Source organism: Tistrella mobilis KA081020-065, from assembly GCF_000264455.2.
GTDB classification, from domain to species: Bacteria; Pseudomonadota; Alphaproteobacteria; order Tistrellales; family Tistrellaceae; genus Tistrella; species Tistrella mobilis.
This window is the reverse complement of the sequence record NC_017956.1, coordinates 1,952,166-1,966,915: the sequence shown is the minus strand read 5'-3', so window position 1 is coordinate 1,966,915 and position 14,750 is coordinate 1,952,166. Positions and strand designations below refer to the sequence as shown.

13 protein-coding genes are annotated in these 14,750 nt (G+C 64.7%); 10 read left to right on the top strand and 3 right to left on the bottom strand.

The window, feature by feature from the left end; genetic code table 11:
• Nucleotides 1-23 precede the first annotated feature (23 nt).
• From TMO_RS08930 to lpxB, 10 genes are all read left to right on the top strand, one after another.
• Nucleotides 24-818, top strand: a complete 795-nt coding sequence (locus tag TMO_RS08930) for a phosphatidate cytidylyltransferase (RefSeq protein ID WP_051045344.1) — start codon at nt 24-26, stop codon at nt 816-818.
• Complete coding sequence (locus TMO_RS08925; RefSeq protein WP_081598836.1) at nt 815-2,026, top strand: 1-deoxy-D-xylulose-5-phosphate reductoisomerase; 1,212 nt, start codon at nt 815-817, stop codon at nt 2,024-2,026. Before TMO_RS08930 ends, TMO_RS08925 begins: the two co-directional genes overlap by 4 nt.
• A 49-nt stretch (nt 2,027-2,075) precedes the next feature.
• Nucleotides 2,076-3,233, top strand: a complete 1,158-nt coding sequence (gene rseP / locus TMO_RS08920) for an RIP metalloprotease RseP (protein ID WP_014745292.1) — start codon at nt 2,076-2,078, stop codon at nt 3,231-3,233.
• Between the two features lie 122 nt (nt 3,234-3,355).
• The gene (gene bamA / locus TMO_RS08915) at nt 3,356-5,647 is read left to right on the top strand and encodes an outer membrane protein assembly factor BamA (RefSeq protein ID WP_014745291.1); all 2,292 of its coding nucleotides are present in this window, start codon (nt 3,356-3,358) and stop codon (nt 5,645-5,647) included.
• A 4-nt stretch (nt 5,648-5,651) separates the two neighbouring features.
• A complete protein-coding gene (locus tag TMO_RS08910) occupies nt 5,652-6,239 on the top strand; it encodes an OmpH family outer membrane protein (protein ID WP_014745290.1) in 588 nt (195 codons plus the stop codon).
• 111 nt (nt 6,240-6,350) lie between these two features.
• Nucleotides 6,351-7,382: a UDP-3-O-(3-hydroxymyristoyl)glucosamine N-acyltransferase gene (gene lpxD / locus TMO_RS08905; RefSeq protein WP_014745289.1), complete on the top strand. Its 1,032-nt coding sequence runs from the start codon at nt 6,351-6,353 to the stop codon at nt 7,380-7,382.
• A 64-nt stretch (nt 7,383-7,446) separates the two neighbouring features.
• Nucleotides 7,447-7,923 (top strand): 3-hydroxyacyl-ACP dehydratase FabZ, encoded by a 477-nt coding sequence (gene fabZ / locus TMO_RS08900; RefSeq protein ID WP_014745288.1) that lies wholly within the window; start codon nt 7,447-7,449, stop codon nt 7,921-7,923.
• Nucleotides 7,924-7,934: 11 nt separating this feature from the next.
• Nucleotides 7,935-8,759 carry an acyl-ACP--UDP-N-acetylglucosamine O-acyltransferase gene (gene lpxA, locus TMO_RS08895; RefSeq protein ID WP_041604885.1) on the top strand — a complete coding sequence of 275 codons (825 nt, stop codon included), beginning with the start codon at nt 7,935-7,937 and terminating at the stop codon, nt 8,757-8,759.
• Nucleotides 8,756-9,580: an LpxI family protein gene (locus TMO_RS08890; RefSeq protein WP_014745286.1), complete on the top strand. Its 825-nt coding sequence runs from the start codon at nt 8,756-8,758 to the stop codon at nt 9,578-9,580. Before lpxA ends, TMO_RS08890 begins: the two co-directional genes overlap by 4 nt.
• Nucleotides 9,577-10,767, top strand: coding sequence for a lipid-A-disaccharide synthase (gene lpxB / locus TMO_RS08885; RefSeq protein ID WP_014745285.1), 1,191 nt, complete (start codon nt 9,577-9,579; stop codon nt 10,765-10,767). Before TMO_RS08890 ends, lpxB begins: the two co-directional genes overlap by 4 nt.
• Before the next feature lie 39 nt (nt 10,768-10,806).
• Here lpxB and TMO_RS31215 read toward each other — a convergent pair whose 3' ends face one another.
• The 3 genes from TMO_RS31215 to gltX all read right to left on the bottom strand — a co-directional run bounded on the left by TMO_RS31215 (nt 10,807) and on the right by gltX (nt 14,684).
• Nucleotides 10,807-12,195, bottom strand: coding sequence for a hypothetical protein (locus TMO_RS31215; protein WP_014745284.1), 1,389 nt, complete (start codon nt 12,193-12,195; stop codon nt 10,807-10,809).
• A 72-nt stretch (nt 12,196-12,267) separates the two neighbouring features.
• Nucleotides 12,268-13,023 carry a MetQ/NlpA family ABC transporter substrate-binding protein gene (locus TMO_RS08875; protein WP_228382308.1) on the bottom strand — a complete coding sequence of 252 codons (756 nt, stop codon included), beginning with the start codon at nt 13,021-13,023 and terminating at the stop codon, nt 12,268-12,270.
• A gap of 263 nt (nt 13,024-13,286) precedes the next feature.
• Nucleotides 13,287-14,684: a glutamate--tRNA ligase gene (gene gltX / locus TMO_RS08870; RefSeq protein WP_014745282.1), complete on the bottom strand. Its 1,398-nt coding sequence runs from the start codon at nt 14,682-14,684 to the stop codon at nt 13,287-13,289.
• Between the last annotated feature and the right edge of the window lie 66 nt (nt 14,685-14,750).

Sequence of the window (14,750 nt, the reverse complement as noted above, 5' to 3'; positions counted from 1 at the left end):
CGGAGCGGCGGCGGACGCTGGAATTGCGTCTGCTGACGACGTTGGTGCTTGGCCCGCCGGTGCTGGCCCTGATCTATCTGGGCGGCGATGTGTTTCATCTCTTTGCCGGCCTTCTGTCGGTGCTTCTGCTGAATGAGTGGCGCCGGCTGGTCGATCTGACCGGCATCACCTGGATGGCGGTCGGGCTGGCCCTCGGCGCCATCCTCGGTGGCGCTGCCTGGATCGCCGGGACCGGGCGCTACGAGGCCGCCCTGCTGATGGTTGCGGTTGCGGCGCTCGCCGCAGCCTTCCTGAAGATCGAAGGTGCGCGGCGGCGCTGGCTGGCGGCGGGTGTGGTCTATGTCGGCCTGCCGGTTCTGGCGCTGATCTGGCTGAGATCGCAGCCGCTCGGGCTGGAATGGACCTTCTGGCTGATGCTCGTGGTCTGGGCCACGGATATCGGCGCGTTCGTTTTCGGCAGGGCCATCGGCGGGTTCAGGCTCGCCCCGCGCATCAGCCCGAACAAGACTTGGGCCGGTCTGTTCGGCGGCATGTTTTCCGCGTTTGTCATTTCCGTGCTGGTTGCCGTCATCGCCGGTGTGCGCCTGCCCCAGGACCTCGTGGCCATTGGTGCTGCCGGGGCGGCGCTTGCGGTCGTCGAGCAGATCGGCGACCTTGTCGAAAGCGGCGTGAAGCGCCATTTCGGCGTGAAGGACAGCGGCCGGCTGCTGCCGGGCCATGGTGGCCTGCTCGACCGGCTCGACGGCCTGTTGTTCGCTGCCCCGGCGCTGGCACTCATGCTGATGGTGACCGGCGGCCTGTTTGCCGAGGGACTATGACCCAACCCTTACAGTCACCTGCGCAGCCTTCTTCCTCATATGCAGCGTCCGGAGCCCCGCGACGGATCTCCATCCTCGGGGCCACCGGATCCGTCGGTCGCCAGACCATCGATCTGATAGCCCGTGATCCCGAGCGCTATCCGGTTGAGGCGTTGACCGCCAACGGCAATGTAGAGCAGCTGGCGCGCGATGCCGTTCAGCTGAAGGCGCGGTTGGCGGTGACCGCCGATCCTGCACGCTATGCCGATCTGAAGGCATGCCTTTCCGGCAGCGGTATCGACGTGGCGGCCGGACCAGAGGCCTTGATCGAGGCGGCACAACGCCCGGCGGACTGGGTGATGGCGGCAATCGTGGGCTCGGCCGGTCTGGCGCCGACGCTGGCGGCCGTGCGTCGTGGCGCGCTCGTGGCGCTCGCCAACAAGGAATGCCTCGTCTGTGCCGGCGATCTGTTCACGGCCGAAGTGGAACGTCATGGCGCCCGGCTGCTGCCGGCCGACAGCGAGCACAACGCCATCGCCCAGATCCTGGAACCTGAGCGCCTGCATGTGGTCGAGAAGGTCATTCTGACCGCCTCGGGTGGCCCGTTCCGGAGCTTGACCCTCGATCAGATGCGCCAGGTGACGCCGGAGCAGGCGGTTGCCCATCCCAACTGGTCGATGGGGGCGAAGATCTCGGTCGACAGCGCGTCGATGATGAACAAGGGGCTGGAACTGATCGAGGCACATCATCTGTTTCCGGTGGGTCTCGACCGCCTCGACGTGCTGGTCCATCCGCAGTCGATCATTCATGGATTGGTCCAGTATGCCGATGGATCGGTGCTGGCTCATCTGGGCGCGCCGGACATGCGCACCCCGATCGCCTGGACGCTGGCCTGGCCCGACCGGCGGCCGGCGCCGAGCGACAGGCTGGATCTGGCGAGGATCGCAACGCTGTCGTTTGAAGCGCCGGATGTGACGCGGTTCCCCTGTCTGGCCCTCGCCCGCGACGCCTTGAAATGCGGGGACGGCGCCGCCACAATCCTGAATGCCGCGAACGAGGTGGCTGTGGCGGCCTTCCTTGCCCGCCGGATCGGCTTCCTCGACATTGCCGGTGTCGTGGCCGATACGCTGGAAGCAGAGCCTCGCCGGGCCCCCGGGTCGATCGACGAGGTGATCGCACTCGACGCAGCGGCCCGTCGCCGGGCTGTGGCCCTGGTGGACGCCCGTTGAACGGCCACGACCACCCTTCGGACGACCTTTTGCGCCGGCGGATGCGCCGATGCACTTCAAGCGGGATCTGACGCTGCAGATGGACCAGCTTATCCAATCGCTGAGCTACCCGATCGGCTTCGCCGTCGTGCTCGGAATCGTCGTCTTCGTGCACGAATTCGGCCACTATTGGGTGGCGCGGCGCTGCGGTGTGACCGTCGAGACCTTCTCGATCGGCTTCGGCCCCGAGATCTTCGGCTGGACGGCGAAATCCGGGACCCGCTGGAAGGTTTCGCTTCTGCCGCTCGGCGGTTATGTGAAGATGTATGGCGATGCCGACGCGACCAGCGCGGGCGGCATTGCCGCAGATGATCCTGCGACCGGCAAGGTGTCCTTCCACGGGCGCCCGGTGAAGGCGCGGGCCGCCATCGTCGCGGCGGGCCCCGTGTTCAACTTCATTTATGCGATCGTGGCACTGGCTGCGCTCTACATGATCTGGGGGCAGCAGACCACACCGGCGGTGATCGGGACTGTTCTCGAGGACAGTCCGGCGGCCGCTGCCGGGCTGGAGCCGGGCGACAGGGTCACCGGCGTCGACGGCCGCGCCGTCACCCGGTTCGAGGATCTGCAGACCGCGGTGGTTGCCGGCAATGGTCAGCCGGTGACGCTGGAAGTCGATCGCGACGGCCGTGTCATTTCCATGTCACTGACGCCTGAGATGGTGTCGGTCGATGACCGCTTCGGCAACACGCACCAGATGCCGCGGATCGGCATTTCGGCATCGGGCACAGAATGGGTCCGGCAGGGCCCGGTGGAGGCAGTCACCGGTGCGGTGCGCGAAACGGTGTCGATCGTCGCCATGACCTTTGGCGCCGTCGGGGAAATGATCGCCGGGACGAGGGGCACCGAAGAACTGGCGGGCGTGATCGGCATTGCTCAGATGTCCGGTGAGGTTGTGCGCATGAGTGTGGCGACCGTCATCTGGTTTACGGCGATGCTGTCGATCAATCTCGGCCTGATCAATCTTTTGCCGGTCCCCTTGCTCGATGGCGGACATCTGGCATTCTATGCAGCCGAGGCGGCGCGAGGTCGTCCGCTGAGCCAGCGGGCGCAAGAATATGGTTTCCGCTTCGGGCTGGTCTTGGTATTGACGTTGATGATCGTAGCGACCTGGAATGATCTCGTCAGGCTCCGGGTTGTCGACTATCTTGCAGGCCTCTTCACCTGACGCATTGTGATGCGGCAGGAGAGGGGGGCCCGGTGGGAGAGGTCCGGCGGGTCGCATGAATTTTTGAGGTCGGCCGGGCGTGATCGCCCGGCCGACATCTGGCTTGAGGTGGGAGGCCCCGCGTGCCGCGTTCTTGGCTGGCCATGACCATGACGGCGACGATGCTCGCCAGCACGGCAATCGCGCATGCTCAGGCGCCCGTGGCGCCACCGGCCGCCCAGGCGGTCCGGATCGACCGTATCCAGGTGAACGGCAATCAGCGCATCGAGGCGGAGACCATCCGGTCCTACCTGTCCTTGCGCCAGGGGGATCCTGCCGATCCATCCCTGATTGACGAGAGCCTCAAGACCCTCTACGGCACAGGTCTGTTTGCCGACGTCGCCCTGCGTGTCGAAGGCAATACGCTGGTGGTGGACGTGGTCGAGAACCCGGTCATCAACCGGATCGACTTTGAGGGCAATCGGCGCCTGGAAGACAGCGACCTCGAGAAGGAGGTGCTGCTGCGTCCGCGTACGGTCTACACCCGCACCCGGGTCGCCCAGGATGTGGAGCGTCTGCAGGAGGTCTATCGGCGCAACGGCCGCTATGCCGCCCGGATTGACCCCAAGATCATTCAGCTCGATCAGAACCGTGTCGACCTGATCTTCGAGATCGAGGAAGGTCCGCGGACCGAGGTGCGCAAGATCAGCTTCACCGGCAATGACCGGTTCAGCGACAGTGCGCTTCGCGATGTCGTCCTGACCACCGAGGCGCGCTGGTATAATTTCTTCACCTCGAATGACACCTACGACCCGGACCGTCTGAATTACGATCGCGAACTGCTGCGCCGGTTCTATCTGAAGAACGGTTATGCCGATTTCTCTGTGCAGTCGGCCGTGGCGGAACTGGCGCCTGAGGGCGAAGAGTTCTACGTCACTTTCGTGGTGGAAGAGGGCGAGCGTTACAAGCTGGGCAAGGTGGATGTGCAGAGCACCCTGCCGGGGCTCGACACCGCCACGCTCAGCGATGTGGTGGAAACCGAAAGCGACGACTGGTACGACGCGACGAAGGTCGATCGCACCGTCGAGGCCCTTACGACTGAAGTCACCAATCGCGGCTACCCCTTCGTGCGGGTTCAGCCCTCGGTGAGCAAGGATCGTGAGACCCACGTCATCAACATCACCTACAATATCGATGAAGGACCACGGAACTTCATCGAACGTATCGAGGTGAACGGCAACGCCCGGACGCTGGACGAAGTCATTCGCCGCGAATTTCGTGTGGCGGAAGGTGATCCGTTCAACGCCGAGCGCATCCGCACCTCGCGGGATCGCGTCCGCAATCTGGACTATTTCGACAAGGTCGAGGTGACCACAGAGCCCGGCAGCGACCCTGACAAGACGGTGGTCAAGGTCGATGTGGAGGAGAAGTCGACCGGTGAAATCTCGTTCGGCGTGGGCTACTCGACGGGCTCCGGTCCGCTGGGTGACGTGGGTATCCGTGAACGCAACCTGCTGGGCCGGGGCCAGGATCTGCGGCTGGGCTTCACGATTTCGGGCGATGAGCAGCTGATCGATCTCAGCTTCACTGAACCCTATTTTCTGAATCGCGACGTTGCCGCCGGCTTCGACGTCTTCCGCCGCGAGATCGACCGTGAAGACGAGTCCGGTTATGTGCAGAAGACGACCGGTGGTGCACTGCGTGCTGATTACTGGCTGACACCGAGCCTGCGGCATGGTCTCAAATATACCTTGCGTAATGATGAAGTAACGGACGTCGACGATGACGCCTCGCGCTATATTCGGGAGCAGGAGGGCGATCGTCTCAGTTCGATTGTCAGCCAGACCTTCACTTACGACAAGCGGGACAGCAAAGTCGATCCACGGGACGGCTATCTGTTGCGCTTGACTCAGGATCTGGCCGGCCTTGGCGGCGATGCCAAGTACGCGCGTCACCGAGTGGATGCCGCATGGTACTATCCGATTACTGACGACGTGGTCGGTCTGGTCAGTGGTCAGGTAGGCTATATCGTGGGCCTGGGTGAAGACGTGCCGATCAATGATCGCTTCTTCCTTGGCGGGGACAGCCTGCGTGGCTTCGCGACCGCCGGTGTCGGCCCGCGCGACGTAGAGGCCGGTGATGCCCTCGGCGGCAACTTCCTCTATTCGGGCACGGTCGAAGTCGGCTTCCCTCTGGGGCTGCCGGATGACTACGACGTGCGTGGCCGCGTGTTCAGCGATTTCGGCAGTGTCACCGAACTCGACGACAGCGGTCCCGAAATCCGGGATGTTAACTCGATCCGCGCCTCGATTGGCGTGGGCCTGACCTGGATTTCGCCTTTCGGTCCCATCCGCCTGGACGCTGCCCAGGCGGTTCTCAAGGAGGATTTCGATGATACAGAAGTCTTCCGTTTCAGCTTCGGAACGAGGTTCTGAACCCATGACTTCCAAGATCGGCCAGCGCCTGCGTGGTGTCGCGCTTGCCGCCGGGCTCGCCCTCACCTCCGCCTCTCTTGTGGCTGCCGGCCCGGCCGCCGCTCAGCAGAAGCCGTTGAGCGTTGCCGTCGTCGATGTGCAGAAGGTGATGGAGGAGACCAGCGCCGCCAAGAGCCTGCAGGAGCAGCTCGGCAAGGTGCGCGCCGGCTTCCGCGACGGCATCGCCAAAGACGAGGAGGCCCTGCGCAAGGAGCAGGAGGACCTCCAGAAGCAGCGCAGCCTGCTGTCTCCCGAGGCCTTCCAGAAGCGCCGCGAGGAGTTCGAGCGCAAATACGGTGAGATGCAGAAGGCGGTTGCCGAACGTCGTCGGTCTTTCGACGAGACCAGCGCGCGTGCGCAGATGGCCATCGACCAGGCCTTCCTGCAGGTGCTTGCCAATCTGGCCGAGGAGCGGGGCTACACCCTGGTCCTGCCGCGCCAGACCACCATTCTGGTGGACAACGGCCTGGATGTGACCGACGAGATCATCCAGCGCATGAACAAGAGCGTGCCGAAACTGGATCTGCCCAAGGCCCAGGCACCTAAGAAGTGATCGGTCTCTGCGGGCTCCGTTCGGGACCTGCGGACATGATCAGACGATCGGAAGCGGCACCGTGGCGGGAGCGTCACGGTGCCGTCTCCAACAGGAGGGATGGGAAAAGCCATGGCTGATCCACGGTTCTTCGATGTTGCCGGGCCGTTTACGGCGCAGGAACTGGCAGAGGCGGCGAACGCAGTTCTGGCCGGTCCGGCGCCTGCGGGCATGCTCAGCGCCGTCGCCCCGATCGATGCTGCCGGTCCGGCCGACGTCACCTTCCTGAACAACCGGTCCTATCTGCCCAGGCTGGCCGAGTGTCGGGCGGGGCTGTGCATCCTGTCGCCGGCCGATGCCGAGCGTGCGCCTGCCCATCTGCCCCTGCTGGTGTCGCCGGCACCTTACATGGCCTTTGCACGGATTTCCCGGCGGTTTCATCCACCACGGCCCACCAGCCCGGGAGTTCATCCTCGCGCGGTGGTTGAGGATGGCGTAGAACTGGGAAGCGATGTCGAGATCGGCCCGGGTGCGGTGGTGATGGCTGGTGCCCGAATCGGCGACGGCAGCATTATCCAGGCCAATGCCGTCATCGACCGGAACACGGTGATCGGTCGGAATTGCGTGATCGGCGCCGGCGCCTATGTCGGCTTCGCCATCCTCGGTGACCGGGTCTATGTCTATACCGGTGTGCGGATCGGCCAGGATGGTTTCGGCTTTGCCAGCGATCCGGCCGTCGGTCATGTCCGTATTCCTCAGGTCGGCCGGGTGGTGATCGGCAACGACGTGGAGATCGGCGCGAATTCGACCATCGATCGCGGCGCCGGACCTGACACGATCATCGGCGATGGTTGCATGATCGACAATCTGGTGACGCTGGGTCACAACGTCCGCCTTGGTCGCGGTTGCGTGATCGTGGCGCAGGTTGGCATTTCCGGGTCCACCGTGCTGGGCGATTTCGTGGTGGCCGGCGGCCAGGTCGGCATTGCCGGTCATCTCAACATCGGTGCCGGCGCCCAACTGGCGGCTAAGTCGGGGGTCATCACCGACGTACCGGCCAGGGCGGTGTGGGGCGGCTATCCGGCGGTTCCGGTGCGCGACTGGCATCGTCAGAGTGTGACACTGGCGAAGCTGATCCGGCGGCGCGACCGGGAGCCGAAATGACATCGGGCAGCCCGACAGCGGGAAACAATCCGCGAGGGCGACTTTTCAGGGGATATCCATCGAGATGAGCGAAACCACCGTGCCTTCTGCAGAACAGTCCGAGGTGATCGAGATCGAGCGGGTCATGGAGATGATTCCGCACCGCTATCCGTTCCTGCTGATCGACAAGGTGGTCGACGTAAAGCCGAACGTGGGCGCAGTCGGCATCAAATGTGTCTCGATGAACGAATATCAGTTCCAGGGCCACTTCCCCGGCGCGCCGATCATGCCGGGCGTGATGATCATCGAAAGCATGGCGCAGACGGCGGCCGTGCTCGTGGTCCGTACCCTCGGCCCCGACAGCGAAGGCAAGTTGGTCTACTTCATGTCGATCGATGAAGCGCGGTTCCGCCGGCCTGTGAAGCCGGGCGATGTCATGCGTGTGAATGTCGAGAAGAAGCAGAGCCGCGGTGCGGTGTGGAAGTTTGAGTCGAAGGTGACCGTCGACGACAAGGTGGTGGCACAGGCCACCTTCGCCGCCATGATCGTCGACCGCGCGTGACGGATGAAACCATGACCGAGGCCATCCAGATCCATCCGAGTGCGGTTGTCGAGGAGGGTGCCCGTATCGGCGCCGGCAGTCGCATCGGCCCGTTCTGCGTCGTCGGCCCGCGGGTGGAGATCGGCCCCCACTCCGTGCTCCACAGCCATGTCGTCGTCACGGGCAACACACGCATCGGGGCCCGCTTTCAGGCCTTTCCTTTCGCGGTCATCGGCCACCAGCCCCAGGACCTGAAATATCGGGGGGAAGACAGCCGGATCGAAATCGGGGACGACGTCGTCGCCCGCGAGCATGTGACCGTCAATCCCGGTACCGAGGGCGGCGGCATGCTGACCTCCATCGGCAACAACGTGCTGCTGATGGTGGGGGCCCATGTCGCCCATGATTGCCATGTCGGCAATCACTGCCTGCTGGTCAACAATGCGACGCTCGGCGGTCATGTCCGGGTCGAAGATCATGCGATCATCGGCGGTCTGTCGGCGGTGCATCAGTGGGTGCGGATCGGCGCCCATGCGATGATCGGCGGCATGTCGGGCGTGGAAGCCGACGTCATCCCCTATGGGACGGTGACCGGTGAGCGTGCCCATCTGGCCGGCCTCAACATCGTCGGCATGAAGCGGCGCGGCTTCAGCCGCGAGGACATGCATGCGGTGCGGGCGGCCTATCGCCGGTTGTTCCTGGCCGATGGCGGCACTCAGGCCGAACGCCTGGCTGCCGTCGAGGCGGAGTTCGGTGAGGTGGAGGCCGTGCGCCCGCTGATCGACTTCGTGAAGGCGGAGGCCGACCGGGCCCTGACCCGCCCGCGGGTGAAGGGCGGAGCGGGCGACGCATCGTGACCAGCGAGGCCACGCTCGGTGTCATCGCCGGCGCCGGGCGCCTGCCCGAACTGGTGGTGCAGGCCGCCCGCGATGCCGGCCGCGACGTCTTTGTGGTCGTGCTGGACGGCGCCGGAGATCCGGCACGCTTTGCAGACGTGCCGCATGCCCGGATCCGTATCGGTGCCGCCGGACGGATCATCGCGGCGCTCAAGGCCGCGGGCGTGCGCGACCTCGTGATGGCCGGCGGCGTGAAGCGGCCATCTTTCGCGACCGTCATGCCCGATGCCAGAGGTGCCAGGCTGCTGGCACGGGTGGCGACGCGGATCGGGCAGGGGGATGACGCCCTGCTGAAGGCTGTGGTGGCCGACCTGGAATCCGAAGGCTTTCGGGTGGTCGGGGCCGACCAGATTGCGGGCGGCCTTGATGCACCGCCCGGCGTCTGGGGGCGGCATGCGCCGGACGATCAGGCGCGGCTGGACATCCGCCGGGGCCTTGAGGTGGTACAGGCACTTGGCCGTCTCGACATCGGTCAGGCGGTCGTGGTTCAGCAGGGGATCGTGCTGGGCGTCGAAGCCATCGAGGGAACAGAGGCCCTCATCGCCCGATGTGGTGCACTGGCGCGGCCGGGGTCGCGACCGGTTCTGGTGAAGACGGCCAAGCCCGGGCAGGAACGCCGGGTCGACTGGCCGACCATCGGAACCGACACCATCGATCAGCTCCGGACGGCCGGTTTTGCCGGTCTGGCGCTTGGGGCGGGGCGGGTTCTGGTGCTCGACCGTCCGGCGATCATTGCAGCTGCGGATGGCGCGGGGCTGTTCGTCACGGGGGAAATGTCGTGACTGCGACCGAAGGGCCGCTCATCGCTCTTGTTGCCGGCGAAGCCTCGGGCGATCTGATCGGCGCCCGGCTGATCCGGGCGCTGCGCGAGATGACCGGTGGCCGGGTCCGGCTGATGGGTGTCGGCGGCGAAGCCATGGCGGCGGAAGGTTTTCAGAGCCTCTTCCCGATGGAAGAACTCAGCCTGTTCGGCCTGCTGGAGGTTCTGCCACATGTCCGATCGTTGCGGCGGCGTCTGAACCAGACGGCAGAAGCCATTGCAACAGCACGCCCCGATGTTGTGGTGACCATCGACAGCCCCGGTTTCAACCGCCGGCTGGCGACGCGTCTGAAGCCACTGGGGCTGAGGCTGGTCCATTATGTGGCGCCCACCGTCTGGGCCTGGCGGCCGAAGCGGGCGGAAAAGTTTGCGGCCATCTTCGATCACCTGCTGGCCCTGCTGCCTTTCGAGCCGCCCTGGTTCACCCGGGTCGGTCTGCCCTGCACCTTCGTCGGCCATCCTGCGGTCGAGGATGCCGTCGATGTCGGCGACGGAGCCGGGTTCCGGGCCGCACACGGCATGACGCCCGACGATCTGGTGGTGCTGGCACTCCCAGGCAGCCGCAAGGGCGAAATCGCCCGGCTGGCGCCGCCGATGGGGGAAGCTCTGGCCAGGCTGGCGCAGCGGCATCCGAAGCTGCGTGTGGTGGTGCCGGCAATCCGGGCGGAGGCGGACCGGGTTCGCGCCATTGTTGCGGGCTGGGCCTTGCCGCAGCCGGCCGTGGTGGTGGCGACGGCGGCCGAGCGCCGCGACGCCTTTGCAGCCGGTGATCTGGCCCTTGCCGCATCGGGCACGGTGACCCTGGAGCTGGCGCGACAGTCGGTGCCCATGGTGGTGGTCTACCGGATCAACCCGCTGACCTACAGCATTGCCCGGCGGCTGGTGACGGTACGCCATGTCAGCCTGGTCAATCTGGTCATGGATCGCGAGATCGTCCCCGAACTCATCCAGGACAAGGCGACACCCGACGACATGGTCCGGACCCTGACCCCGCTGATAGAGCGTGCAGACCTGCGCGATGCCCAGCGTGCGGATCTTGCGGAAGCGCTCAGCCGGTTGCGGGGACCCGCCGACGATCCGGCGCGGCCCAGCGCTCGGGCAGCGCGGGTCGTTCTCGACCTCGCTGCGCGGCGCATTGGACACGCCTGAAAATATTGGCCGGACTGTTTGATTTAAAAAGAGAGCCGGTTAGAATCCCCAGGACTGGCGCTGAACCGGGCCCGGGTCGTCAAGCTGATCGAGGCGATCAAGAACTTCCCGGAAGGTGCTGAGCTGCTCAAGCATCAGTTCTGGATCGAGTTGTGGAAGAACATCGCCGTTACGACAGAGATAGTCGGGGGCAGGGATCAGGGCGACTGCGGGAATACCAGCCTGAAACAAAGGTTGCCCCTCACCGAAGTGCAATCGGTTGTGAGGGCGCAGGATGATGGATCGGGTCCGGCTGCGATCGGCAAGACATTCGTGGTAGAGCCGGGCGAGACGGTCATTGCCGGCATAGACCAGCTCAGCCTCGATCTCCCCGGTGGGGCCGAAACCATCGGCCGTATCCCTCCACTCCATGCAGCCGAGATGCTCCAGCGTCATACCGGCGATGGCCCGACGGTGACCGGCCGCACCGTCCCACCAGTCACGATGATCTTCCAGCCAGCGGGAGGTCGCCTGTCTGTGATCAATGCCGAATTGCGGGATCTGGAAATGGCCGGTGGTGAAGACGAAAACCATCGTCCGTCGCGGTGCGATCGGCCGGCTGTGGAAATAGCGGGCGAGAGCAATCAAGCCGAGCGGCCCGTTTTCTTCACAGGCATTGGGGCCATCAGTATGCGTGTTGATAACGATGGTGCTTTCAGCATCCCGGCCCGGCAGAACTGCCCAGAGGGTGCGTGAGGTAGCGGGTCGCCTCTCTGCGGCCAGCGTCAGTGTCACGAGGCCGCCCTCGCCGGCATGTGCAATCAGACGATCGCGCGTCTCCACGTCGGCCCAGATCGCCGGACACCCCTGATAGGGCGTGGTGAAGGGGAGATGTTGGGCACGGGCATTCTCTGCTGACATGCCCTTCCAGAGACAAACGACCCCGAGGACACCCAGGGATGCGGCTTTGCGAAGATCCGGTGCCCGCAGAACCGAGGCAATCACTGCATTTCTGATGAGGCCGGGCAGGCGGAGATCGGCTGGTTTTGAACCTCGTCTGCGAAACAGCAGCCGAGCCGGTACGGCCGGCATGTCGACCTCCAGCAGCGCAATAGCCCCGCTCGCCCTGGCAAGATCCCGTCGGTTGCGACATCGGATCAGAGGCGCCGTCACCCCATCCGCGGGCGTTTCGCCAGAATACGGGAAAGGGGTGCATGGAATATGCACACCACCCGGCAGTTGCAGGCTGCAAGACCGCGGCTGCCAGAGATCGAAGTTGCAGACATCGGTACGAACTTCCAGGCCGATCCCGTGCAGGTGATCGGCGAGGCGCTCCGTGAAGGTTTCATGGGCGGTGCTGCCAGGCAGGCGCGGGCCGAGGGCATCCAGTTCCATCTGTTGTTGCCACAGCTCTGCGGCGTTGGTCCAGATGCCGTCCTCGGCCTGCATGGTCCTCAGGTCCTTCCCTTGGGATGGGGTTCCTGAGGGTGTCATGGATGGGGGATATGCGACAAGCCCGGCTTACCAGGTCGGCAGGATGCTGCCCTTGAAGCGTTCGAGCACGAAATCCCGCACCGGAGCTGAACGGTAGATCTCAATGAAACGTACCAGGCGGGCATCCTGGGCGCGGTCGCGGCGTGCAGCCCAGACCAGCGTCCAGTGAGAGGTCTCGTCCTCGAGTTTTAGCGCAGCCTTCGGATCGAGACCGGCAAGCACTGCATAGTTGAGGGTGATCACGCCCAGATCGATATCCGGCAGGGTGCGGGGTAGCTGGGCAGCGTCGATCTCGGAGAAGCGAAGATGTCTGGGGTTGTCGGCGATATCGAGGGGAGAGGCTGCATCCTGGTCGATGTCCGGCTTGAGGCGGATCAGCCCGGCGAGTTCCAGCAGCTTCAGCGCACGTGCACTATTGGTGGGATCATTGGGAATCCCGATGGTCGCGCCATCGGGCAGAGTGTCGAGGTCTTTGGCGCGCCCCGCATAGATCCCCATCGGCACCACGATCGAGGGCTGGAGTGGCACGATGTCGTAGCCCCGGGCGGAGATCTGAGCGTTCAGATAGGGGATATGCTGGAAATTGTTGGCATCAATATCGCCCGACTGGAGGGCGGCATTGATCACCGTCCATTCGGTGAACTCCACGATCTCGACCTTCAAGCCTTCCTGGTCGGCGATCTTTGCAGCGAAGTCGAGAATTTCGCCATAAGGCCCTGCAGAAACGCCAATTTTGAGGGGGGTACTTGTTGCAAAGCTGGTGGCAGGAACCGAGAGGACGATTCCGAGCCCCGCGATGGCGGTCAGGAAGCGGCGGCGGTCGATTGGCGGGAAGGGCGATAGGAGCGGTCCTGGCCTCTGGAGATGCAGGTGTCGAGGGGAGCGGAGCAGGGCGATGGCCCTGCCCTGGTCGTGATCGCTTCATCTATGTCCCGCAGCATAAAATTCGTCAAATGTATATGTTGATAGAAAATTTTATACGTAAATTCCGTGTTATTTTTGGCCAAAAGAAACCAGCTTCTTGCAAGAAAGCCGGTTTCAGTAATTCAGAGCGCGGCGTCGATCCGCTTCATGGCGTCCTCGCGGCCAAGCACGCGCAGCACCTCGAAGATCGGGGGCGAAACGGTGGTGCCGGTCAGGGCCGCCCGGAGCGGCTGGGCGACCGCTCCCAGCTTCAGACCGGTCTCTTCGGCATGGGCGCGGGCGATGTCCTCGAGAACCGCATCTTCCCAGGCGGTGGCCGCTTCCAGCTTGGGCTTCAGCGCGGTCAGCACGTCGCGACCGCCGCCATCGAGGATCCTGGCGGCCTTGTCGGTGAAGCTGAACGGCGGCTCCACGGTATAAAAGGCTGAAGATTCAGCCAGTTCGATCAAGGTCTTCGCACGCTCTTTCAGCCCTGCCATACCGGCAAGCAGGCGGGCGCGACCGGTCTTGTCCACTGTCTTGCCCGTGTTCGCCTCGATGAATGGCACGACCAGGTCGACGAGTCGGGCGTCCTCGGCAGTGCGCAGGTAGTGGTAGTTCAGGTTGGTCAGCCGGGCCATGTCGAAACGCGCGGCACTCCGGCCGATCGCCGGCAGGTCGAACCATTCGATCGCCTGAGCGTCGGAGATGATCTCGTCATCGCCATGCGACCAGCCCAGACGCAGCAGGTAGTTCCGGACCGCCTCGGGCAGCAGGCCCATGTCCCGATAGGCATCGACCCCCAGCGCGCCATGGCGCTTGGACAGTTTGGCGCCATCCGGGCCGTGGATCAGCGGGATGTGGGCGAAGGTCGGGGTCGGCCAGTCATTCGCCTGGTAGATCAGGCTCTGGCGTGCGGTATTGGTCAGGTGGTCGTCGCCGCGGATCACATGGGTGATGCCCATGTCGTGATCGTCGACCACCACCGCGAGCATGTAGGTGGGGGTGCCGTCGCCGCGCAGCAGGACCAGGTCGTCGAGCTGATCATTCGAGAACCGGACCGTGCCCTGCACCTGGTCGTCGACCACGGTCTCGCCTTCCGACGGCGCGAGCAGGCGTACCACCGGCTTCACGCCGGCTGGAACGGTCGCCGGGTCGCGGTGGCGGCAACGGCCGTCATAGCGCACCGGCTTGCCGGCCGCGCGCTGTTCGGCGCGCTGGGCTTCCAGTTCTTCGGGCGTGCACCAGCAGTGATAGGCGCGGCCGCGCGCCAGCATGTCGCGGGCAACCTCGGCGTGACGCTCGGCACGGGCGAACTGATAGGTCTCCGGAGCGTCCCAATCGAGGCCCAGCCACGTCAGACCATCAAGAATCGCGTCGATCGCCTCTTTGGTCGAACGCTGTCGATCGGTATCCTCGATCCGGAGTAGAAATTGTCCGCCGGTATGACGCGCATACAGCCAATTGAACAGCGCGGTGCGTGCGCCGCCGATATGGAGGAAGCCGGTGGGCGAGGGGGCGAATCGGGTGACGACGGTCATGGAACACGGCTTTCGAATGGGCGCCGCGGCGGGCACGGCGAGTGGCCCTCTGATTAGCACGAAAAA